This window comes from Alteromonas sp. C1M14, from assembly GCF_018860965.1.
GTDB lineage: Bacteria > Pseudomonadota > Gammaproteobacteria > Enterobacterales > Alteromonadaceae > Alteromonas.
In genome coordinates, this window is the sequence record NZ_JAHKQF010000005.1 from 94,157 (window position 1) to 118,043 (window position 23,887).

Annotated in this window: 20 protein-coding genes, 3 tRNA genes and 1 pseudogene; 14 read left to right on the forward strand and 10 right to left on the reverse strand. The window is 42.6% G+C overall.

What is annotated here, in order from left to right; all coding sequences use genetic code 11:
* Positions 1-6 precede the first annotated feature (6 nt).
* The 13 genes from ruvB to KO501_RS04210 all read left to right on the forward strand — a co-directional run bounded on the left by ruvB (position 7) and on the right by KO501_RS04210 (position 9,986).
* Positions 7-1,011: a Holliday junction branch migration DNA helicase RuvB gene (gene ruvB, locus KO501_RS04150; protein ID WP_216028393.1), complete on the forward strand. Its 1,005-nt coding sequence runs from the start codon at positions 7-9 to the stop codon at positions 1,009-1,011.
* A gap of 381 nt (positions 1,012-1,392) precedes the next feature.
* The gene (gene ybgC / locus KO501_RS04155) at positions 1,393-1,794 is read left to right on the forward strand and encodes a tol-pal system-associated acyl-CoA thioesterase (protein WP_216028394.1); all 402 of its coding nucleotides are present in this window, start codon (positions 1,393-1,395) and stop codon (positions 1,792-1,794) included.
* Complete coding sequence (gene tolQ / locus KO501_RS04160) at positions 1,784-2,464, forward strand: protein TolQ (RefSeq protein WP_216028395.1); 681 nt, start codon at positions 1,784-1,786, stop codon at positions 2,462-2,464. Before ybgC ends, tolQ begins: the two co-directional genes overlap by 11 nt.
* Positions 2,465-2,485: 21 nt before the next feature.
* Positions 2,486-2,905 carry a protein TolR gene (gene tolR, locus KO501_RS04165; protein WP_216028396.1) on the forward strand — a complete coding sequence of 140 codons (420 nt, stop codon included), beginning with the start codon at positions 2,486-2,488 and terminating at the stop codon, positions 2,903-2,905.
* Positions 2,906-2,913: 8 nt separating this feature from the next.
* Complete coding sequence (tolA, locus tag KO501_RS04170; protein WP_216028397.1) at positions 2,914-3,717, forward strand: cell envelope integrity protein TolA; 804 nt, start codon at positions 2,914-2,916, stop codon at positions 3,715-3,717.
* A gap of 20 nt (positions 3,718-3,737) precedes the next feature.
* Complete coding sequence (tolB, locus tag KO501_RS04175) at positions 3,738-5,078, forward strand: Tol-Pal system beta propeller repeat protein TolB (RefSeq protein ID WP_252728165.1); 1,341 nt, start codon at positions 3,738-3,740, stop codon at positions 5,076-5,078.
* 36 nt (positions 5,079-5,114) lie between these two features.
* Positions 5,115-5,681 carry a peptidoglycan-associated lipoprotein Pal gene (gene pal, locus KO501_RS04180; protein ID WP_216028399.1) on the forward strand — a complete coding sequence of 189 codons (567 nt, stop codon included), beginning with the start codon at positions 5,115-5,117 and terminating at the stop codon, positions 5,679-5,681.
* Between the two features lie 11 nt (positions 5,682-5,692).
* Positions 5,693-6,523, forward strand: coding sequence for a tol-pal system protein YbgF (gene ybgF, locus KO501_RS04185; protein ID WP_216028400.1), 831 nt, complete (start codon positions 5,693-5,695; stop codon positions 6,521-6,523).
* Positions 6,524-6,787: 264 nt separating this feature from the next.
* Positions 6,788-6,863 (forward strand) — tRNA-Lys (locus KO501_RS04190).
* Positions 6,864-6,908: 45 nt separating this feature from the next.
* Positions 6,909-6,984: transfer RNA gene (locus KO501_RS04195), tRNA-Lys, on the forward strand.
* Between the two features lie 281 nt (positions 6,985-7,265).
* A complete protein-coding gene (gene nadA / locus KO501_RS04200; protein WP_216028401.1) occupies positions 7,266-8,327 on the forward strand; it encodes a quinolinate synthase NadA in 1,062 nt (353 codons plus the stop codon).
* Positions 8,328-8,428: 101 nt separating this feature from the next.
* A tRNA-Ser gene (locus tag KO501_RS04205) sits at positions 8,429-8,518 on the forward strand.
* 361 nt (positions 8,519-8,879) lie between these two features.
* Positions 8,880-9,986 carry a Fic family protein gene (locus KO501_RS04210; RefSeq protein ID WP_216028402.1) on the forward strand — a complete coding sequence of 369 codons (1,107 nt, stop codon included), beginning with the start codon at positions 8,880-8,882 and terminating at the stop codon, positions 9,984-9,986.
* Positions 9,987-10,372: 386 nt separating this feature from the next.
* Here KO501_RS04210 and KO501_RS04215 read toward each other — a convergent pair whose 3' ends face one another.
* From KO501_RS04215 to KO501_RS18535, 8 genes and pseudogenes are all read right to left on the reverse strand, one after another.
* A complete protein-coding gene (locus tag KO501_RS04215) occupies positions 10,373-10,546 on the reverse strand; it encodes a hypothetical protein (RefSeq protein ID WP_216028403.1) in 174 nt (57 codons plus the stop codon).
* 10 nt (positions 10,547-10,556) lie between these two features.
* Positions 10,557-11,348 (reverse strand): SprT family zinc-dependent metalloprotease, encoded by a 792-nt coding sequence (locus KO501_RS04220; protein WP_216028404.1) that lies wholly within the window; start codon positions 11,346-11,348, stop codon positions 10,557-10,559.
* Positions 11,348-14,650 (reverse strand): HsdR family type I site-specific deoxyribonuclease, encoded by a 3,303-nt coding sequence (locus tag KO501_RS04225; RefSeq protein ID WP_216028405.1) that lies wholly within the window; start codon positions 14,648-14,650, stop codon positions 11,348-11,350. Before KO501_RS04225 ends, KO501_RS04220 begins: the two co-directional genes overlap by 1 nt.
* Positions 14,643-15,692, reverse strand: coding sequence for a PDDEXK nuclease domain-containing protein (locus KO501_RS04230; protein WP_216028406.1), 1,050 nt, complete (start codon positions 15,690-15,692; stop codon positions 14,643-14,645). The genes KO501_RS04225 and KO501_RS04230 overlap by 8 nt, the downstream gene beginning before the upstream one ends.
* Positions 15,692-16,939: a restriction endonuclease subunit S gene (locus KO501_RS04235; protein WP_216028407.1), complete on the reverse strand. Its 1,248-nt coding sequence runs from the start codon at positions 16,937-16,939 to the stop codon at positions 15,692-15,694. Before KO501_RS04235 ends, KO501_RS04230 begins: the two co-directional genes overlap by 1 nt.
* Positions 16,929-18,458, reverse strand: coding sequence for a type I restriction-modification system subunit M (locus KO501_RS04240; RefSeq protein ID WP_216028408.1), 1,530 nt, complete (start codon positions 18,456-18,458; stop codon positions 16,929-16,931). The genes KO501_RS04235 and KO501_RS04240 overlap by 11 nt, the downstream gene beginning before the upstream one ends.
* 160 nt (positions 18,459-18,618) lie before the next feature.
* Positions 18,619-19,023, reverse strand: a complete 405-nt coding sequence (locus tag KO501_RS04245) for a DUF6088 family protein (protein ID WP_216028409.1) — start codon at positions 19,021-19,023, stop codon at positions 18,619-18,621.
* A 199-nt stretch (positions 19,024-19,222) separates the two neighbouring features.
* Positions 19,223-19,309: pseudogene (locus KO501_RS18535) on the reverse strand (integrase); the annotation flags it as partial.
* 1,344 nt (positions 19,310-20,653) lie between these two features.
* Here KO501_RS18535 and KO501_RS04250 point away from each other — a divergent pair.
* Entirely contained in the window at positions 20,654-22,372 is a 1,719-nt protein-coding gene (locus KO501_RS04250; protein ID WP_216028410.1) for a GGDEF domain-containing protein, read from the forward strand.
* A 183-nt stretch (positions 22,373-22,555) separates the two neighbouring features.
* On the opposite strand, the gene KO501_RS04255 is transcribed toward KO501_RS04250, so the two are convergent.
* Together KO501_RS04255 and tpx are read right to left on the reverse strand one after the other, a co-directional pair.
* The gene (locus KO501_RS04255) at positions 22,556-22,912 is read right to left on the reverse strand and encodes a hypothetical protein (RefSeq protein WP_216028411.1); all 357 of its coding nucleotides are present in this window, start codon (positions 22,910-22,912) and stop codon (positions 22,556-22,558) included.
* A 357-nt stretch (positions 22,913-23,269) separates the two neighbouring features.
* Positions 23,270-23,764 (reverse strand): thiol peroxidase, encoded by a 495-nt coding sequence (gene tpx / locus KO501_RS04260; protein ID WP_216028412.1) that lies wholly within the window; start codon positions 23,762-23,764, stop codon positions 23,270-23,272.
* Positions 23,765-23,887 lie beyond the last annotated feature (123 nt).

A 23,887-nucleotide genomic window follows, 5' to 3' on the forward strand; every position in this document is an offset into this window, starting at 1 on the left:
ACTTATATGATTGAAGCGGATCGCCTTATCGCCCCTGTGGCAACCACTGAAGATGAAGTCATCGACAGAGCCATACGGCCTAAAATGCTGTCAGACTATACGGGGCAGCCCCATGTCTGTGAGCAAATGGAAATATTTATCCAAGCTGCCAGAAACCGAGAAGATGCGTTGGATCATCTGCTTATTTTTGGTCCGCCAGGATTGGGTAAAACTACCCTTGCGAATATTGTCGCCAATGAAATGGGGGTGAATATAAAAACCACCTCTGGCCCAGTATTAGAAAAAGCAGGGGACCTAGCGGCACTGCTTACAAACCTAGAAAAAAACGATGTGCTTTTTATTGATGAAATACACCGTTTGAGCCCAGTGGTAGAAGAAATTCTTTATCCGGCGATGGAAGATTATCAATTGGACATCATGATTGGGGAAGGGCCGGCTGCGCGCAGTATCAAGCTTGATTTACCGCCATTTACCTTAGTAGGGGCGACAACACGCGCCGGTTCATTGACCTCACCGCTACGAGATCGCTTTGGCATTGTTCAGCGGTTAGAGTTTTATTCTGTAGCCGACCTCACCACCATCATTCAGCGCAGTGCCAGTTACTTGAATCTCGCCATGGATTTGGAAGGAGCGAAAGAAGTTGCGAAACGCTCTCGAGGCACGCCACGTATTGCTAATCGTTTACTTCGACGTGTACGGGATTATGCTGAAATAAAAGCCGATGGCAAGGTACACGGTGATATTGCTGCAAAAGCGCTGGATATGCTGGATGTAGATAAAGAAGGCTTTGACTACATGGATAGAAAGCTACTGACAGCAATTATTGATAAATTCGATGGTGGCCCGGTAGGTCTGGACAATTTGGCGGCAGCCATTGGTGAAGAAAAAGAAACCATTGAAGATGTTATTGAACCGTTTTTAATTCAACAGGGTTTTTTACAGCGTACGCCAAGAGGACGAATTGTTTCACAGCGGGCTTACTTGCACTTTGGTTTTGATCCGGCTTCTTAGACGGCTTTAACTTTTGTTTAGGCATAAAAAAAGCCCGCTCAAATTGAGCGGGCAAAACAACAAGTGTTGAAGGAAATAAATCCAGGGAACTCATGTCAATCAGGAGAGAACTCATGTGAGTCGTTGATAAAACGAATCACTCTGTTCGACAGATGGGTGCATTATATACACGCTTTGACCGCTGGCAATTGAGTTAAATTTGTCTTTTGGATTAGAAAAACTAATTCGTAAATAGAGTGTTAAATTGTGCGCTGAATATCTATCTCTTACCGCAGAAATAGTGCGTTTTGGCGCTAAAAGCTGACCATTTGGATATCTCATGGGTGACCATTAATTAGGACGCAGCTAATTATATTTTCACATTAAAGGTTTTTTTCAAAAATGAAGCATCGTTTTTCTGTTCGGGTTTATTATGAAGACACGGATGCCGGTGGTATTGTCTATTACGCAAACTATTTAAAGTTTATGGAACGGGCTCGCACCGAGTGGTTACGTGACCTTGGTTATGAACAAGACAGGTTAATGGAACAATCCGTGGCGTTTGTCGTCAAACGGGTTGAAATGAATAATCATGCTCCTGCTCGATTCAATCAATTGTTGAGTATTGAATCGCAAATTGTAGAATTGAAGGGTGCGAGTATGACATTCAGACAAGAAATCAAAGATCTGCAAGGCCAGCGCTTGGTTTCTGCAGATATAAAAATTGCATGCGTAGATCCGACGGTAATGAAACCGCGGAAACTGCCCGCCACTTTGTTAGGGGATTTATCTAGTGGACTCTGATTTAACGTTTATTGGTCTTTTTCTACAAGCGAGCTTTGTTGTTCAGCTTATTATGTTGTTGCTATTGGGCGTGTCTGTGGCTTCTTGGACGTTTATTTTTCAACGCACTAAAGCCCTTAGTGCCGCCGAAAAAGAAATGCGCCAATTTGAAGATAAGTTTTGGTCGGGGGCCGATCTTAACAAGCTTTACCAAGAACTCTCTGCCAGAAGCGGTATTAGCGGTATGTCCAGCATATTTTGTTCTGGATTCAAAGAATTTGTGCGTTTGCGCAAAGGTAACACAGCGGTGGAAGGAATTGTCGATGGTACGTATCGTGCTATGAGAGTCTCTATGTCTCGCCAAGTTGAAGAGCTAGAAAATCGTTTACCCTTTTTAGCCACTGCAGGTTCAATTAGTCCATATATTGGTTTGTTCGGAACGGTATGGGGTATCATGAATGCCTTTATCGCCTTAGGTAAAGTGCAACAGGCCACATTGGCCATGGTGGCACCAGGTATTGCCGAAGCTCTGATTGCTACCGCTATTGGTCTATTTGCTGCAATCCCCGCGGTGGTGGCGTATAACCGCTTTAGTTACAAGGTGGAAAAAATAGAAAATAGCTACGGTAATTTCATGGAAGAATTCTCTGCGATTCTTCATCGTCAGGCTTCGTCTGCGCAAGCTCAGTAATTTACCTTTCGGAGGCAAGCCATGTATATACGTAAAAGGCGTCGTCCAGTATCTGAGATCAATGTCGTACCCTACATTGACGTGATGCTGGTTTTGCTTGTTATCTTTATGGTAACAGCCCCGCTCATTTCTCAAGGCGTGAAGGTAGAATTACCCAAGGCCAGTGCGCAGCCCATAGATCAAGAAGATATTCCACCGCTAATCGCTTCGGTGGATGTGCAAGGCAATTATTTTCTTAATTTGGGTGATGAAGACACAGCACTTGGCACACAGGAGCTGACCGAATTAGTAGCGGCAAAACTTGAAAAAGAGCCTAATACACCGGTTGTCGTAAAAGGCGACGGTCAAGTGGCATACAATGAAGTTATACAACTTATGGTATTGTTGCAAAAAGCAGGTGTCCCCTCAGTGGGTTTAATGACAGACCCAGTGGATGAATAAAAATCACTATGTCTAAACTCTCTTCTGACCAGCAGGCTATTGTCAAAGCGGTAGGCGTGCATTTGGCTATCGCTGCGGTGTTGCTGATTAGCGTCACTTTCTCTCCAGAACCGGTTATGCTTTCCAGTGAAAGCAACGCCCCTGTGATGCAGGCGACGTTTATTGACGCCCAGGCCATTGCGGATAAAAAGCGGGCTGAACAAGCGGCGCAGGCACAGGCCCAAGAAGCCCAGCGACAGCGTCAAGCCAAGGAAGCTGCGGCGAAAGAACGTCAGCGTAAAGAAACCGCAGCGCGACGGGCCGCAGAGAAGAAAGCGGCGGATAAAAAACGCCGTCAAGAAGCCGAGCGTAAGAAGCAATTGGAGCTGAAACAATTAGCCGCTCAGCAGGAAAAAGAACGTAAAGAAAGAGAAGCCAAAGCCAAAGCCGAGGCCGCGCAAAAAGCAAAAGAAGCCAAAGAAAAAGCAGAGATGGACAAGATCCTGCAAGAGCAACTGGAAGCAGAGCGAGCAGCGCAGGCTAAACGACGGCAACAACAGGTATTATCTGAGGTTGACCGGTACCGGGCGTTAATTACCGCGACCGTTCAGCGTTATCTTATTGACGATGATAGCTTTACCGGTAAAGAATGTCGGCTGAATATACGTTTGGCGACATCAGGGTTTGTAACCCAAGTGACCCGCTTAGAGGGTAATGACGCACTATGTCGTGCAGCAGAAAGTGCCGTACGCCGACCAGACAAACTGCCTATGTCTGATGATCCGTCGGTTTACGAGCAAATAAAAGATATCAACATAACGGTGAGATTGTAGTGACGATGAGACCAATCAGGATGTTTGTTGGCGTGTGTTTATTAGTGATAACTAATATGGCACAGGCTTCGTTAGAAATTGTAATCACCGAAGGCGTGGACAGCGCACGCCCCATTGGTGTGGTGCCCTTCAAGTGGGAAGGGAGCGGAACAATGCCAGAAGGTATTGCTGATGTGGTAATGGCCGACTTAACACGCAGTGGTAAATTTAGTCCCATAGCCCTCAATAAAATGCCGCAGCAACCTGCCACTGACAAACAGGTAAACTATTCGGCCTGGGCGTCCTTAGGGGTTGATACTATCTTAGTGGGAACGGTTGCCCAAACTGGTGCCGATAAATATCGGGTTTCTTTCGAACTTATCGATGTGCTTAGAGGCCAACTTACGGGTGGCAGCACTCAGGGTATGCAAAATGGCGAATTAGTTAATAGTGCAGACCATATTATCGATGCTCGCCAAGCCATTATTAGCGGCAACGATTTTCGCCAATATGCGCACCGAATTAGCGATGTTATTTACGAAAAATTGACAGGCGAGCGAGGTGCTTTTTTAACCCGTTTGGCGTATGTTGTTGTGCGCGATAGGGAAACCAATGCGTTGCCCTATCAACTGGTTATATCGGACTATGACGGTGAGAACGAAACGCGGTTATTGTCTTCGCCCGAACCATTGATGTCACCCTCGTGGTCACCGGACGGAGAAAAGCTTACCTATGTGAGCTTTGAGAATAAGCGTCCACAAATTTTTATCCAAGACATCTATACGATGGAACGGACAAAAATAACCGATTTTCCGGGAATAAATAGTAGTCCTATTTTCTCTCCCGACGGTAAAAAGCTAGCCATGGTACTGTCTAAAGACGGGAATCCGGAGATTTATGTGATGGATTTGGCAACAAAGAAATTGCAGCGAATCACCCGTAACCGCTCAATAGATACTGAGCCAGCATGGACGCCAGATGGGAAGAGCTTAATTTTTAGCTCGGAACGGGGTGGTAAACCACAGATTTATAGCGTAAATTTATCATCAAGGAAAGTGAGACGACTTACTTTCCAGGGCGAACAAAACCTTGGTGGTACCATTACACCGGACGGTAAACAGATGGTTTTGGTAAACCAGACCCAAGGTAATTACCATATCGCTAAACTTGGATTGGAAAATGGCGGTATACAGGTGCTGACGAAAACCTATTTGGATGAGTCACCCAGTATTGCCCCGAATGGAAGCATGATTATATACAGCACCCTTCATAATGGCACTCAGGTATTATCCCTTGTGTCGCTGGACGGTCGCTTTAAGGCTAGGTTGCCAGCCACAAATGGACAAGTTAAGTCGCCGAGTTGGTCACCATTTTTGTTTTAATACAGATTTACATTAAAAAATATAAGGATTAAGAGGATGCAAATGAATAAAGTGATGAAAAGCTTCATTATCGCCTTGCCAGTGGTGACTATGATGGCTTGTTCATCTGGTCCATCTGAAGAAGAATTAGCGGCTGAGCGTAATCGCGTAGCCCAAGAACAAGCTGAAGCAGAACGCCAAGCCCTTGAAGCAGAGCAAGCCCGTGTTAAAGCGGAAGCCGCTCAGCGTATGGAGCGTCAACAAGAAATGGTTGAAGAGCAAATGGCTGCTTTGAAAAAAGAGCAAACCGTTTACTTCGACTTTGACCGCGCCACCATCAAAGGTGAGTTCCAGTCTCTTTTAGACAAGCATGCCGAGTTCCTTGTTCAGCATCCTGATCAAAAAGTGGTTATCGAAGGTCACACTGACCAACGTGGTACACCAGAATATAACATTGCCCTTGGTGAGCGTCGTGCACAAGCGGTAGAAACTTACCTGATGAACGCGGGTGTAAGCAGCAGCCAAATCTCAACGGTTTCTTATGGTGAAGAAAAACCTGCTGTGATGGGCTCAACTGAGTACGCGATGGCGCAAAACCGTCGTGGCATTGTTGTTTATCAATAAGGGCCAACGTTTTGGTTAAGCCATATTTCCAGGGCGTCACCTTGTGTGCCGCCCTTTGTGTTTCAGCATCATTGCAGGCGCAAGCGCCAGTTTATGATGTGGGCGATACACCCACTCAGGCTCAGGCCGCGGTGGGAGTAGATGGACAAAGTTCACTGGAACAGCGCATTGTTGTTTTAGAACGCATCGTAGAAAGCCGTACGCAAATGCAGCATCGCTTGCAACAACATCTCGATACCATGCAAGGCGAGATAGACGAGCTTAGAGGCGCGGTTGAAATCAATACAAACCAACTTGAAAAAGTGTTGGAGCGCCAACGGGAATTGTATCTTGAGATCGACAAGCGTGTTGAAGCGTTAAAGCAGGGCAGTGTAGCGAACAACGCGGTGAGTACGCCTACAAATTCGGGGATGACACCTTCGCCAGCGCCTGGGGCAACACAGAGTAGCTCAGCGAGTAGCGTTACCCAAGATGAGGGGGAAGCTTACGAGGCAGCGGTAAACCTGATTTTAAAATCCAGAGAGTATGACAAGGCCATTCCAGCCTTTCAGTCTTTCCTAGGTGAATTTCCTAACAGCGAATATGCACCAAATGCACATTACTGGTTAGGGCAATTACTGTTCAATAAACAGAAATGGTCAGATGCATCAGAACAATTTAATATTGTTATAAATAAATTTTCTGATTCTGCGAAACGACCCGACGCGTTACTTAAACTTGGTGTTATTTCTGAGCGACAAGGAAATAAAACCGAGGCGCGAACACTTTTTGAACAAGTGATTCAGGAATATCCCAATTCATCAGCCACTAAATTAGCGCAATCTAGATTAAGTGGATTATAAAAAAACCTCCTTTACGGAGGTTTTTTTTATTTTTTTATAAATTTTAGCAACCGGCGAAACCAGCTGATTACTAAAAATTGTTTTATTTTGTGGGTGAGGGCATCGTTTTCCAGGTGGTTTACTGAACGAATTGCTTTCATTTTGAGCGTTTAAACAAGAAATTAGCGAAAAGTGAAAATAAATGCTGATTTTGGGTTGCGCCGCCTCAGAATATGAGTAATATATGCCGCCGTTGCCACAGAGTGGTAACAAACGAAAAGCAATGGGTCGTTAGCTCAGCTGGTAGAGCAGTTGACTTTTAATCAATTGGTCGCTGGTTCGAATCCAGCACGACCCACCACTTTTCTCAAGTCTTTGAGAATACGCTTTTCACGCAACCTAAGATGGGTCGTTAGCTCAGTTGGTAGAGCAGTTGACTTTTAATCAATTGGTCGCTGGTTCGAATCCAGCACGACCCACCATCTTAGAATGCTTCTACTGCAGATTATCAAATAGCAATCGTTTCATCTTCGTTCTAAATCATCCCATTGCATTATCTTCCACGTTTATACTTTGTCTATCCCATAGTAAATAGTCTTTCTTAACAAGTGATCGAAAGAAAGGTACGCGCAGGGCGAAAACCCAACTTTCTGATCTGTAGCCCTTGAAACATAAATTTCTATTCCTATCTCATGGCTATGTAATTTTTATGACAGTGGGGTATAATCCGCCACCTTATTGTCGATAATTCAGGCTATTTGTTATGTCTATTGCTTTCAGAGTCGATCAAGTCGATTATCCGTTTCCAGCGAAACCTGCGCCGTTAAGTGCCCAGCGTAAAGCCGAACTTAAAAACGAGATAAAACAACTTCTACAGGATCGTAACGCCGTTCTGGTAGCACACTATTATACCGACCCCGAAATCCAGGCTTTAGCGGAAGAAACCGGCGGTTGTGTGGCAGACTCGTTAGAGATGGCCCGATTTGGCCGTAATGCACCAGAACAAACCCTTATCGTAGCGGGTGTTAAGTTTATGGGCGAAACAGCCAAAATTTTAAGCCCAGAAAAAACCGTGCTAATGCCTACCTTAGAGGCAACCTGTTCTTTAGACCTTGGATGCCCTATAGAGGTCTTCAGCGAGTTTTGTGACGCTCACCCCGATCACACGGTGGTTGTGTACGCTAATACTTCAGCAGCAGTTAAGGCGCGTGCAGACTGGGTGGTAACGTCTAGTATTGCATTAGAAATTGTTGAACACCTAGATGAACAGGGTAAACCCATTATCTGGGGGCCGGATCGTCATCTTGGTTCTTACATTGCCAATAAAACCGGTGCTGATATGCTGATGTGGCAAGGTGAGTGTATTGTTCACGATGAATTTTCTGCACAAAAGCTTAGCGACATGAAGGCGGTATACCCTGACGCCGCCATTTTAGTACACCCTGAATCACCCGCTAGCGTGGTAGATTTAGCCGATGCTGTAGGTTCAACCAGCCAGCTAATCAAAGCGGCTGAATTAATGCCTAATAAAACCTTCATTGTGGCAACGGATAAAGGCATTTTTTACAAGATGCAGCAATTGATGCCAAACAAAACCTTTATTGAGGCTCCAACGGCCGGTAACGGTGCTACGTGTAAGAGTTGTGCTCATTGCCCTTGGATGGCAATGAACGGCTTACAGGCCATCTACAACAGCCTTACAGAAGGGGTAAATGATCACGAGATCCATGTGGATGAGCAATTGCGCCAAAAAGCGTTAATTCCATTAGATCGAATGTTGTCGTTTTCTGAACAGTTAAAGCAAAAACAACCGGCAAACGCTTAATATTGCAGCAGTTGGGAATTTTTTAACGGTGAGTACTTGATTCAACGTGAGACTTTCCCTACTATACGCGCGCTTCAACGATTTAGCGAAGCAAAGAATTTGGAGAGGTGGCTGAGTGGCTGAAGGCGCACGCCTGGAAAGTGTGTTTAGGGTTAAACCTAACGAGGGTTCGAATCCCTCTCTCTCCGCCAAATAACAACAAAGCCCCGCATGTCGGGGCTTTCTTGTATCTAAATCTTAGTAAAGAGAATCACTCTGTCACAGAACTCTGTCACATAATTGAAAAAGGTGGCAGAAACCCCTGCAAAAATCTCACTCTACCTACCTTTATAAATACAAAAACTCATCAAATTACTTTTACGACAAGCCAATCTGGTTAGCCATGCTGAATATATCTGAGGCCTAGGGTAATAGCTACTAAGACAGGATGGTAATATCGAAATATGATATGAATATCTGCATTATTCGCATCATAATTGGATGTGATTGTGGGTTTTATTCGTATCATGCTATGATTTGAATAGGCTGTTATTTAAATCAAAAGGCGACAAGATGTGGATCTGGCAACAAGCTGACTGGCCAAACTTTACCTGGGATGCAAACGTCGTTGACCCCAAGTTACGAGACATTCGCTTTCACCAAGGAATGTTGTTGGGCAAGATGTCGAGCCAACCTAAAGACCAAAAGCAAAGTCTGTTAGACACGCTATTGGCGAACATTATTCATTCGAGTGCCATTGAAGGTGAGAAGCTCAATGCTTTTTCTGTTCGCTCGTCCTTGGCGAATAAGCTCGGTCTTGCTGAAGAAAAACCATTTCCAACCACTGAACGCACTGATGGCCTTGCAGAAATAATGTTAGATGCGGTGGAGAATTTAGAGTCGCCACTCTCACTTGAGAGAATATTACAATGGCATAAACGACTGTTTCCTGAAGGTTACACCATGTTTAATTCTGTGATAGGGGGGCAGTTGCGCGGCGACGAGCCTATGCAGGTTGTGTCGGGTAGGGTTGATAAACCCACGGTACATTTTGAAGCGCCTAGCCGAGATGTGCTTGAGTCCGAACTAGGCGTGTTTATTCGATGGTTTAATGACTCTCGTGAGGATCCAGCTTTAGATCCATTACTTAGAGGCGCCATAACACACCTTTGGTTTGTGACTCTCCATCCTTTGGATGACGGCAATGGCAGGATCACCCGCTTACTTACTGATTTGGCGCTAGCCCAGGCTGAGCGTCAATCTGTCCGTTTTTATGCAATGTCAGTGGCGATTTTAGCCAACCGTAAAAGCTACAACAAAATATTAGAGCAATCCCAGAAAGGCGAACTTGATATTACCGCTTGGCTTATGTGGTTTTTAAACACCTTAGGCGAATCATTCACTAATGTGCTCGAAGAAATCGACCAAACGGTTTTTAAAACTAACTTCTGGCGAAATGTCGAGCAAACGCGACTGTCCTTAGAACAAGTAAAAGTGCTTAATCGAATGCTTGATGGTGATTTTGACCAAGGCATTAATACGTCGCAATACCATAAAGTGGCGAAAGTGAGTAAGCCAACCGCATCTCGTCATTTAGCGGCGTTGGTCGAGCTTGGTTGCTTGGTAAAAAGTGAAGCCGGGGGCAGGAGCACTCGGTATAAGCTCGCGCACTTGAGTTAAAAAAACACGAACATTAAGAGAATATGCCAATAGAACTAGCGACAGTTTTCAACTAGCTGTGCGAGTACTTTAATGTATGAAACTAAAACTACTTGAGAAGCACGGTTTTGCGTACCTTCATTTTCCCCAGTTTTTTGACGTTTGAAACTAAACTTGTCAACGCCAAACAACTTTTCTGGCTGTATTCAATGTACCAATAACTGCCGTTCACGTTTTGAAATTTGAATGGCAGCTGTGTACGTTAAGGAGACGGTCGCTTTAACTCATTTTTGGATATTTATTGGTTAGATCAAACATTCAAATCAAGTATATCTTCACTGGTAGCTTTACAATAAAAAATACTATAAATGAATATATATTTAAGATCTGAGTGCGGTCAGTTTCACCTAATTATCCACAACTTCAATCGTTATATGTTGAGCACCAAGATAGGTGCCTTCATCTACTTCATAGCGCAAGGTTTCATCGCAATGTGGGCAATCAAAGGATTCATTTGGCTCAATACATTCATCTTCTAGCCAGTCCCAGCCAATATGTTTTTCACAAGTCGGGCATCTCATTTAGCAATATTCACTCATTCAAATACAACTCCGCCATCCCATCTAAGCGGGCTTTCACTTCTTTCCAGTTTGGCATCACGCTGGTTAACAAGCGCCAAAACTTATCGCTGTGGTTGTGCTCTGCGATATGGCAAAGCTCGTGCAAGATGACGTAATCAATACACTCTTTTGGGGCTTTAATTAGATGAGGGTTTAGCATTAAATTGCCTTTAGCCGAACAACTTCCCCATTGCTTCGTCATGGGCAAAACTCGAAAGCTTGGAATGCCTTTAACCCAAGTTGCTTGAGGTAATAACTCGCATAGTCGTTCATGGAAGATCCGCTCTGCACGTACTTTGTACCAATTGCGCACCATGGCGCGAACCATTGCAGTTTTATCTTGGTTAAAGCGGGTGAGCGTGACCAGTAATTTGCCTCGGGTCATTTTAATGGTGGGCAAGGCTTCGGCATCTTCTACAATTTTTAGTACGTAACGACGGCCAAGGTAGAATTGCATTTCACCACTCACATAATGTTTAGGCTGAACATATTCTAAATGCTCTCTAAACTCTTTTAGCGCAGCATAAATCCATGACGCACGTTTCATCACCGCATCGTGAATATCCGCTCTTGCTGCATCTTCTGGCGCATTAACCACGACTTCACAATTAGGGTGAACCTTTATCGTGATTTTCCGTTTTTTCTTGTTTCCATTCGCATCTAATGCATGAGGCTTGCGGATAACTTCATAGCTCACCGCTTCATCACCATAGACAAAACTGTACGATTCAAGGTTACTTTCGTTAGCGTTAACTGACGTCATTAATGATGTCCAGCAACGCCTAAGCGAGTAATTTGGATCACTTCTGTGATAATCAATTGCGCTGCATCCATTCCCACCACTTTAAACAAAATAGGCAATAATTGACGACGAATTTGGTTCTCAATTTCTTGTGGGTTAATTGAGTATTCAGCGACCGCGGCAGTGACCACTTGGTCGATCTCAACCGCATACTTAAATCGATCATCTTCTGATAAAGGCGTGCTTTGTGTGCCACTTTTCAAGGCAGAATCGTGTTTTAAGAACAAACCAAAATAAGACTGAACGTGACGCTTTACCTTCGGGTCTAGATGTTCAAATCGATCGTTAGGTATGCCTTCTACTTTGCGCTCTTTCACTTGCTCTTCAAAATCTGCAAACAGCAGGTATTGCTTTACAGGTGCATCGAACATTTCTTTGGTTTGAGCGATGGCTTTTTTTAAGAGCTTAGAAAAGTATTCCTGTGCGTAGGGGTCATCCGCTAAGTCTTGCTCAATCATTTTAGTGATACGGCCAGTGATCTGATCTTTTTTATTGCGGGCTTCATCGTCACTCATTTCCTCCGGCTTATTAGGCGTTTTACCCATATTGCCAACAAGATAAGCCCCTTTCGATTCTTGAATGTCTACACCACCAATATGTTTATTTAACATGGTGCGAATACTTTCTGCATACTCATCATAATCAATGGTTTCTTCTGCATCTTCTCTGACTTGTTTGCGTAACTCTGCCATCGATTTCAGCGTTTTTTTGTATAAGTCGCGCTTATCATCAAAGCTCTTATCTTCAAAATAAGAAGCCGATTGCAGTGCTACTTTTAAGCAGTTAGAAAAGGCAGTTAAACAGTCATAAAAATCTTGTCGTTTCTTAAGGTTGGTATCGGTTAATTGACCATCGATCGTATCAATTTTTGGCGCGAGCACTTGCCTTAATGCTGGGCCATCTTGCTTGTTCGCTACCGACGAGAATATGTCCCACAACTCACTGTATAAACCGGGCAGTTTTTTATACTCGGTATCCATACGGCTATATAAACCTTTCAGATCCTCAATATCAAAACCACCTTGAGTACGCTCTGCTAAATCTTGATAATCGGCAATGGTGGCGTCTAATTCTTTCAAAATGCCACGATAATCAATGAGGTAACCAAATTCTTTTTTCTGGTGTAAGCGGTTCACACGAGCAATCGCTTGAATAAGGTTATGTTGCTTTAATGGTTTATCGATATACAGCACGGTGTTACTCGGCTCATCAAAACCCGTCAGAAGCTTATCGACCACGATCATAATATCTGGGCCATCATCTTTAGCGAACTCTTCAATAATGTGCTTGGTATAAGCTTTTTCATCTTGCCCATAATCCGAGTTAAGCACATTGTCTTTCCACCAATTTTGTACAATATCTTTGGTTTCACCATCGACGCTTTCATGGCCTTCACGTGTATCTGGAGGCGACATGGCAACCACCGATGTTACTTTGCCAATCTGATCTAATAGCTTTTTGTATTGAATGGCTGAAGCTTTAGAGTCACAAGCCAATTGGCCTTTTAAACCTTGTTGCTTGAAATTTTGGAAATGGTCAGAAATATCATGCGCAATTAACTCAATACGGCCTTCGGTTTGATAAATTTGGCCTTTTTGCGCGAATTTCTTCTTTAAATCAGTGCGTTGTTTTTCCGAAAGGGTATCGGTAATGCGATCAAACCACGCATCTAGCGCTTTATCATTGGTGCTCAGTTCAGGTACGCGCTCTTCATACAATAATGGGGTGACGGTTTTATCTTCAACCGCTTGCTGCATGGTATAGGAGTGAATGATTTTTCCGAATTTATTTTCCGTTTTATCATCTTGCAGTAAAGGCGTGCCCGTAAAGCCAATATACGCCGCTTTAGGCAAGGTTTGTTGCATGCGGATGTTGTTCTCACCATTTTGGCTACGGTGTCCTTCATCGACCAATACAATGATATCTGGACTGTCGTTATAGCATTCTGGCATTTCTACCGCAGTACCAAATTTATTGATGATAGAGAAGATAATGCGTTCGTTGCCTTTGCCAATTTGCTGTGCAAGACGGCGACCTGTTGTTGCCATGGCCGTTTTGCGGTCTTTTTCTGATAGTGCGCCACCAGAGGCAAAGTTACTAGCCAATTGGTCTTCTAAATCAACCCGGTCGGTTACCACGACCACTCGGCACTTAGCTAACGCTTTAATCCAAATGAGCGCTTTAGATAAAAACACCATAGTGAAAGATTTACCAGAACCCGTGGTATGCCAAATTACACCACCGTTACGTGCGCCTTTCTCATCAAATGAAGTGACTCGTTCAATTAAGGCTTTAATGCCGAAAACCTGCTGATAACGGGCAACAATTTTGCCTGCTTTTTTATCAAACAAAGTGAAAAGTTGCGTCATTTCAAGTAAGCGGTCATGACGAAGTAAAGACACCAGTAATCTATCTTGGTCGGTGACAGCCAAATCACCGCCTGCAATTAACGATAAATACTCAGAACGGACTTTATCTGGGCGATGAGCAAACAATTTATCGAGTTGTTGCAATGAAAGGGGCGTATTTTTTAAGCGAGAAAACGTACTTTCGGTGATCTCTTCTTCTTTCCACTTTGCCCAAAATTTACTTGGTGTGCCGCAAGTACCGTACAACGCATCATGGCCATTCACAGAGATTAACAACTGGCTATAAGCAAATAAATGGGGAATTTCATCCACTTTTTGGTTACGTATGTTTTGTGAAATGCCTTCTCCAACGGTGGGCTTTCCTTCATGGGAGGAATCGGGTCGTTTCGCTTCAATCACCACCCAAGGAAGACCATTTACAAAACAAACAATATCGGGAATGCGTTTGCCTGTGCCATGTGTATTTTCAACTTCCAACTCTTCAGTGAAGTGGAACTGGTTATTTTCAGGGTTATCCCAATCAATCACTTGAATGGTTGGAGTGGCTTTTTTGCCATCAACAAACTCAGTCACACCAATGCCGTAAGTGAGCGCGTTATACAGCTTTTCATTGGCGGCTTTTAACCCTTCATTCATGGCTGGGTTGGCCAGTTCATTGACGATTTTATCAATCGCAGATTCTGATAACAGACGCTCTTTTCCCATAAACGAGTAAGTCTTGTGTTTGAGCACACCACGCAATACATCCGCTAAAATCACGGTAGCAAGGTTGCCTCGCTTAATAACACATTCATTGGGTGGAATGAATTGATAGCCAAGGTTAGTTAACACCGTTAATGCTGGGATTTTAGCGCTTTGTTCTTCGCGGAAATTGGGTAAATGTGTTTTAGTCATTTGAGCGTCCTTGTTGCTCGAGTAGGTGCTGACGTTCTTTTTCTAATTGCTGGCTAAGTTCTTCTTCACTTGGCAGCTCTGTCATGTATTTAGAGGCAAACAAATGTTCACTGCCATTTAATACAGAATATTTTGCGACGGTATGGTTATTCTCGGTACAAAGAATTAAGCCGATGGTTGGGTTGTCATCAGTGCGGCGTTTTTTCTCTTCATACATGCGCACGTACATATCCATTTGGCCAACATCCTGATGGGTGAGTTTGTGCATCTTCAAATCAATTAATAAAAAACATTTTAGGTGAAAGTTATAGAACACTAAATCAATGTAATAATCACCATCATCGGTGCTAATACGTTGCTGACGCTCAACAAAAGCAAAGCCTTTACCCAGTTCGAGCAAGAATTTTTGTAAATTATCAATCAAGGCTTGTTCTAATTCACTTTCTTGTAAACCCGCACTAGGCAAACCAAGAAAATCAAATATATATGGGTCACGCAAATAATCTTTAGCGCTAAGGGCAAGCTCGGAGGTCTTTTGCTTAGCTTCATCAAGTACTGGTTTTAAGTCTTGCTCTTTTGCTTGAGTGGCAAGTAAGCGCTCATAATAAAGCGTACCGATTTGACGCTCTAAGGCACGAGCTGACCAAGCTTGTTCGACGGCTTCTTGCATATACCACAAACGTGCTTGTTCATTTTTAATGCGGATTAAAGTGCGGTAATGCGTCCAAGATAAATTGTGACGCAGTGCGTCACGATTTGGAAATGCAAGATAAAATAAACGCATATTACGCAAATTTGAAGCATCAAATCCTTTACCAAACTCTTGCGTTAATGCAGTCGAAAGTTGCTTTAAAACTTGTTTGCCATATTCTGCGCGTGCTTCACCTTGTTGTTCATCTTCCACAATCAAGCGGCCTATTTGCCAATAGGTTTGCACCATGGTGCTATTAACCGTTTGCAATACTTGTTTACGCCCATCACTTAGCAGCTCACGAATATTGCTGATCAATGCATCGTTAGAGTGTGAAAGCGGTTTTGTCATTAAGCCACTTCCTCTGTGTCTATTTTTACTCGGCGTTTACCTGTCAATAATTGCTGCATCAAGGCTTTTTTCTCTTGCTTGAAGTGGGCAAGTTTGGATTCCAATAATTCGATTTCTTTATCGGCAGCCGTTAGTACAGAAGCGATTTTTTGTTGTTCTTTTAAAGAAGGGACTTGAACTTTGATCTGAAGTAGGTCTTTTGGATTTACTCTTCTAGCCTTTCGTCCGCCATTCGCTAAGCCAAGATTAGAAGTGTAAAAATCGTCTCTTGAGACAAACTCGATAAACCACTTAGGTTCTACAGCTTCGGAAAAGTCAAAAGCAGGTAAATCGAGGGTCGATTCAAATCCATCCAAATGTTCAGGAATGATTCCAAAGGCTCCATTCAAAAAGTCTAATTTGCTATAGATAAATTGCCCCGATTTTCTTTTGTAGTACTTAGTTGAAGAACTGCCCAAACGCTTTTCTTCTTTCTGCGTAACGCCGCGACCGTAAAGCTTTACTGTGAGCTTTCTCGCGAGTTCACCGTTAGTACCTGCAATACGACTTTCAGTTATCAACTTTGATATAGGTTGGGAGTTCCATTCCCCCTCAAACTTCTTACCAGTCTCAGGCCCATCTTTTGGTGAAGAGTACAAACGCTTCTTACCCGTCAAAAGCTGCTGCATTAAGGCTTTTTTCTGCTGCTTGCTGGTTTCAATCAGCTTTTCTGTGGTGGTGATCGCTTTATCCCAAGTTGAGAGGATTTTGGCGATTTTTTGTTGTTCTGGGAGGGGCGCCAAAGGCAACTCTATAGAATAGAAATCTTTATGATTCAGATCTGGAATTGTACTTGCTCCAGCCTTAGTCAGGATTAAATGCTGAACCCGATTAGTTCTTAAATAATCGACTAAAAAGTATTTATCGAGTTTTTTCCTGTCAAAATCCATCAGAAAGAAGTTATTGTGAAATACACCATCAACATCAGTAACAATTATCCCTGTATTGCCAGTACGAGTCATAAGTACATCATCTTTACAACAAATAACTCTCTGCGAAGGAGTCTCTACGTACTCACGAGCTTGTTGTTGATTTTTTATAGATTGAATTGTTATATATTCTCTCGATGTCACCGTAGGCGTTGTTAAACGATCCGAAATAGCGATTTGTAGGCCTTGTCTTACTTTCATCACATCAGCAAGCTTCACTCTAATCCAATCGGTAGGAATTTCCCCGAGGTGTGAGGGCAAATATTTATTACTTGCCATAACCCAACTCCTCTAGGTAACCCGCCATTTCCGCTTCCAATTCAGCTAGCTCACTTTGCAAGGCCAAACGCTCTGTGCGTACTGCCACCAAATCAATTTCTTCCTCTTCTTCAAAGGTATCGACATAACGTGGAATGTTGAGGTTAAAGTCGTTTTCGGCAATTTCTTCTAACGTGGCTAAATAAGCGTACTTATCGACATTTTCACGGGCTTTATAGGTATCGACAATTTTTTGAATATTGTCAGGCGTTAACTGGTTTTGGTTTTTACCTGACTTAAACTCGCGAGAGGCATCAATAAACAGCACTTTTTTATCGTCTTTTTGTTTTTTGAACAACAAAATCGCCGCAGGAATGCCAGTGCCGAAGAAGAGTTTTTCAGGTAGGCCAATCACGGTATCAAGTAGGTTTTCTTCAATCAATTGTTTACGTATTTTGCCTTCACTGGATGCGCGGAAAAGCACGCCATGAGGCACTACCACGCCCATGCGGCCACTTTCTGGTTTAAGCGTTTCAATCATGTGAGAAATAAACGCGTAATCCCCTTTAGTTTTGGGCGGAACACCACGGCGGAAACGGCCAAAGTGATCGCTTTGTGCATCTTCATGGCCCCATTTATCAAGGCTAAACGGAGGATTAGCGGTGACGATATCAAAGTGTAATAAACCACCATCTTGTGCCAGTAATTTAGGGTTGCGAATAGTATCGCCCCATTCAATGCGGTGGTTATCTTCCCCATGCAGGAACATGTTCATTTTAGCCAGTGACCACGTAGAGCCAATCGCTTCTTGCCCAAATAAAGCATATTGCTTAGAGCCTGAGTTTTTCTGAACTTGTTTGCCACATTTCATTAATAATGAGCCAGAGCCACAAGCTGGGTCGCAAATGGTATCGCCTTGTTGTGGCTCTAAAATAATCGAGAGTAAGTCCGATACTTCTGGTGGGGTATAGAATTCGCCTGCCGATTTACCGCTACTGGCAGCAAAGTGTTTAATTAAGTATTCATACGCATTACCAATCACATCCAATGAACCGACACGGCTAGGGCGTAGGTTTAAGGTGTCTTTGCCAAAATCTTCAAGCAGGTGACGCAAAATGTCGTTCTTTTGTTTTTCATCACCCAGTTTGTCGGTATTAAAGCTGATGTCTTGAAACACGTTTTTCAGTTTGCCACCGTTGGCTTCTTCAATGGCGTGTAGGGCTTGATCGATACGTGAACCATTACCCGCTTCAAAGCGATGTTCGTACAAATCCCAAAAGGTGGCACCCGTTGGAATTTTAAATGACTGGCTTTCCATCATGGCGGCAATTAATTCAGGCGAATCACCATATTCAACGGTAAATTCATCCACTTTATCTTGGTGTACATCCGAGATGTATTTTAAGAACAACATGGTCAGAATGAAGTCTTTGTAAATCGATGGGTCAACGGTGCCACGGAAGGTGTCACAGGCAGACCACACGGCTTTGTTTACTTCTGCTTGAAAAATTGGGTCTTGATTGATTGGTGCGTTTGGCATGAATGGTACTCAAATAGATTACATTGTTTTAATTAGTGACTCTGCTACGCGTTTAAAAAAGGCAAAACAGGTATCAAAATCATGAGGTTCGGTGTTAAACACCATTGGCGTGACAAAGTCTTGAAAGCGTTGGCGAAATGTTGTTTTAGTTTTTTCATCGTTAACTCGGCGAATTCAGTACTCGATTGCCAACTACCAGCTTGCGATTAAACTGTTTTGGATCCCAAGAGTAATGAATAGATGATGGGATTTGGGTACTTTCTCCTGACAAGCTTTGCAAAGATAGGCTGTCTATTTCAAAATCGACGCCTTTCATTTTTAAGATTTCACGCATCAGGGCATCGCTGCCACCTGGGTTGGTGGGCATAGGTCTTCCGGTTAGGCTGTTCATACGGGCTTTAGTGTACAGTCCATAGCCAAGTTTTATCAACTCGCCTTGCTTAACCAGTTGCCTTAATGCACGACCGATTTGATCGTAGCTAGCAAAACCATCAAAATCTTTGCGTTCAAAAACATAGCGTCTGGAACGCTTTATTTTTTGATAAACACGATCAACAGCCGTCATTTGAACCTCCTAGCTATTTACAGTTGATTCAATATAACTCAACACGGTAACAATAGGAATAAATACGGCAAACAACTCAATATAGATACGGCATAATAAAGAGAAACATTTAAATTAACTTATTGTTTATAATGGAATATTAAAGAATTCAATTATTATGACATATAAAAAATGTGACTAATCACCTATATTAAACTCCGATTTCAAGCCGAGTACGAATACGCCAGATGTCTTCGAGCTTGAAGGGCTTTTTCTGCCCAGTTAGATGACCTTTCTTCGTCCACATCATTGACCTCCAGTCTAACTTAGAAGTGGCCTGATTTTGGGGCAGAAACGAGCTATATTTGAACGCCCTTTTTTGTCTCAAGGAGCCTCTAGCGCTGTTAGACTGCTCCGTACGTAAAGCTGCGGTTGGCTTAGAGCGATTTTTTCATAGCCATGAGTCACTGGTTGGCACTCTTCATATTTTTCTAATATTGCAAAAAATGCCTATGTCTGGTCTGACAGGTTAGTAGTTATTCTAATGAAATGACACTGAACTCTATTCTGATAAACCGCTATTCGAGGCTAAGGATAGCAGTGTTTGAGCGATTTAATTCCAGCTATTTTTTTCGCTAGTGGCATTCTGATCATTGCCTTTCTTACATATTTTAGTTCAGATTTTACACGTACAGGGTAGTATTTGGGCTCGCGTTTTTGCAAAGTAATTCCATCTAATTTCGATGACGGAACAGGAAAAAAGGAGAAATACCTTATGCGTGAATTAAAGGCTAATGATATTCAGAAAATTAGTGGCGGTGAATTTACCGCAGAACATGGGGTTGGTATTGATTCATTTTCTTATGCACTAAAATAAGATGCTTGTCTTAATATTATTTTAAGGGAATGTAAAAAGTGATGGCGCGCTCCGTATTAAACGCATTATGTTGGGCTCTCATACTTAGCTTACTACCATTTAGCTTTTTTTTCTGGGTGTTAGGGTCGTATTTAGGGCTATTGGCGGTACCTGTTTTTTATCTTGTCGTAAAAAAGCAGCCATATATTTATACAAAAAACGGGGTTTATTATTTTCGTAATAAACCCTTTAAAAAGCCCCAAGATGTACTTGCTTTAAAAAGCATTAACGATCTCGATATTGTTTTTGACTCTGAAAAAAACGTTAGCCAGGTATGGGAGGCGATTAAAAAAATACAGGCCAACGGAGGGGCTGTAACCTAATTTCTATTTGTTGGTGTACTTTATAAGGGGCTGCTACCTATACGGCGTGTCTTTTTTCTTGTATCTGACACGTAGGTGAATACATTCTAACTGTGTACCATACAAACTGGCGCTTGAGGCAAAAACAACTAAACTGTATGAAAAACATATGCGTTTTTCATTTTGATGTTGTTAAAGCCGTGATGCCATAATGGGTAGTTCTGCGTTACGTGTATCGGCTTTTTTCTAAATCTTACTGCAAACGCTGAATTGGAGTAGTAATTTATTGCGTGTTGTCCTATCGTTAAGTTCAACGAAGTTTGGGCAAGTTTACCGGCTTCTTTGTCACTTTTGGCTAAATGTGAATATTTACTAATCTCGTATCTGTCTATGGTTACTCGAGGCGTTAAACTTGTTTGCTTGTAAATGGAATATGAAAAGTGGATCGCTAGGTGCGGGAATAATAATACTGTTAATGGCTGTGCTGTTAACCCCCGTGGTTTATGCCGATACCAATGATACACTTGAGGTTGCCTTCAAATTACGCAGTGCAGATCCCGCAGAATCATCAAAGTTGCTGGGCACCTTAAATCGTGACTCATTGACCAACGCTCAGCGCGACAAATACGATTTTTTACAAGCCTATTCCAAGTATATCAATAACGATTTTGAAGGTGCCGTTGCGGCACTTGAACAATTAGCCGTTAATGCATCGTCCATGGATATGACAATGACTGCTAAATCGTTTTTACTGGCGTTAAGCGGAGGGGTACAGCAATGGGAAAGAGCCTTCGACTTAATCGAAGAAATATTACCTAATATCGATAAACTAGAAAGCATTGATGCACAAGAAAGTGTGCATATCGGCATCATTAATTTTTATTTGCAAGCTGATGAGCACGAAATGAATGCGCAATACATCAAGCCTTTGCTGAATAAACCTTATGGCCTTAGGTTTAAATGTAACGCCTATTTGCAATATTTTGGCTCGCTGCTTGAGTCCGTTCCCTTAACGATCACCGAGCAAATGTTCAAGGAAGGGATTGCTGAATGTACCGACCTAGAAGAACCGGTTATCAAACTTGCATTACAAGGAATGCTGGCCCGTTTTTATTTTTATTCAAAAGATTATGATAAAGCTATCGCGGTGATTGACCGTTATTTACCTGCAAGTGAAAACCTGGTTTATAAAGCTGTTGTCCATGAGTTTTACGAGCTGAAAAGCCGTCTTAGTGTTGTCGATGGGGATACAAAAACAGCCCAATTCTATGCCCTTAAAATCATAAAAGACTCACCGCCTGATGCCATATCCATCTCTATTATTGAAGCGCACAAAGTTTTGTATGAAGTCGCTCAGCAGGAATCTCGTTATAAAGATGCTTTGTTCCATTTCAAAAATTATTTTCAAGCTAAATCACGGAACATGAATAGTGAGAACGCAAAGATGTTAGCTATTCAGAAAGCGAAACAAGAACTGAATGATAAGTCGTTGCAAATTTCATTGTTAGACAAAGAAAATTCATTATTAAAAACCCAAGCTTTACTGGCTGAACAGTCGGCAAATAACAGAACGTTAGTAATCTTTTTAATGTTGCTTGTTTTGTGCTTCATGGGCGCGTGGCTATATACAAGACGCGTTAACTATCGAGTATTACAGAAAATGGCGAGAACCGATGGTTTAACCGGTATCGCAGATCGGCGCTATTTTACTTCGGCAGCAAACCAAATTATCGAGCGGGCTAAGCTCGAAAATAAGGTGGTGGGGTTTATCATGTTTGATTTAGATGATTTTAAATCCATTAACGACCAATATGGTCATGCCGCCGGAGATAAAGCACTCACGTTATGCGTAGAGGCGGTAAAAAAGGTTCTCCGTGAAAACGATTTATTTGGTCGTTTAGGGGGAGAAGAGTTTGGCATATTGCTATTAAGTTGTGATACCTCGTTGGCGTTTATACTTGCAGAAGAGTGTCGGCAAAAAATAGTGGTATTGTGTGAGCAAGAAAACATCGAATATCCATTGTCTGCTAGCTTTGGGATCAGTTGCTCTGATAAGTGCGGTCTTAGCTTTAACTCACTGTTTGAATGTGCCGATAAGGCGTTGTATCAGGCGAAACATTCAGGCAAAAATAAAGTGAAAGCTCACCACTAAACGCATGCCCATTTGTGGGAATCTATAGGGAATCTTTAAGATTTGCAGCCCTGTGGTAAACCTAATTACATCGCGCTGAATAAATCAAAACCCACCGTATTTACGGTGGGTTTTTTTCTGCCTTGTGATGGCTTTTATCTAACAAAATTATTCGATAAGCGCCCTATAGAGGCAAGAATGTGATTAAAGAATGGAAGAAGAACTGTCAGTTTGGTATGCCTTAAGCAGTTTACCGTTCTCATCCCATTCAAACACCGTGTCTTGATTAATATTTTTTTGTGTAGGTAGAGCAGGGATCAAAACATAGTGGTAGCGCCATACTTCAACATTGCTGTAGTTTTCTTTTTTGCTGGGTTCGCCTAATTGTTGAATAACGTCAAGTTGCTTCGTTGAGCTTGTATTGAAGGCGTCTAATTGAGCCTCGCTAACGTTCATACCAGTTTCATAATCAAGTTTACTTATTGCGCTACAGCCAGAAAGGATTGAGGAAGACAGTATTGCAGTAAGCAGAAGTATTTTTGGAGAAAATGAAGATGACATAAATTATTCCATTATAGATATAAAAAAAGAGCACAAAAAATGCCCTAAAAGTTCAATTTAGTGCTTATCTAGCACTAAAATAGTATTAAATAGCATTTCTCTATATGAAACAATCAAGGTTATTGTAAAGACGTGCTTACAAATCTGTTCTCAACCCTAAACAAAGCGAACTTTCTACATACTCCACTAAAAAGTTAACCGGTATTATTATCGTTATTCCGCTAATCATAGGCCTGCCAATGGCGTCGCCGGATCACACACAAAAACAATACCTAGTAATCATGGCGGCAGTTAAAAATAATGGATAAAAAAACCGGCGAGACGCCGGTTTTGTGATTTAGCGGGTTACTTGAACGGTTAGAGCGCGGCTAATGCGGCGTCGTAATCCGGTTCGTCTGTGGTTTCAGCAACTTGTTGGGTATAGATAACTTTACCGCTGGTGTCGATAACCACAACGCTACGAGAGAGTATGCCGGTGAGTGGTCCAGTCGCAAACTCAACGCCATAGTCTTTACCAAAAGATGAGCGGAAAGTAGAACCGGTTGTTACGTTTTCGATGCCTTCAGCGCCACAAAAACGACCGGCTGCAAAGGGGAGGTCTGCCGACACACAGATAACAACAGTGTTGTCTAAACCGGCGGCTTTTTCATTGAATTTACGAACTGAGGTGGCGCACGTTCCCGTATCTACAGACGGAAAGATATTAAGTACAACATTCTTTCCCGATAACTCACTTAAGCTTACGGTTGAAAGGTCGGCGCTAACCAGTTGAAAGTCGGGTGCTTGACTGCCCACTGCAGGAAGTTCACCGAGGGTTTCAAACTCATTGCCTTGAAGCGTAACTGTTGCCATGAATATTCCTTCATAGATTGATGAATGTATATTGTATATGGATGGTTAAGTAATGAATTTCAACCTGAAATGTCTAAAATTTAAAAAAAACCGTTTTTTAACGGCTCTGTGTTTGTAATTATA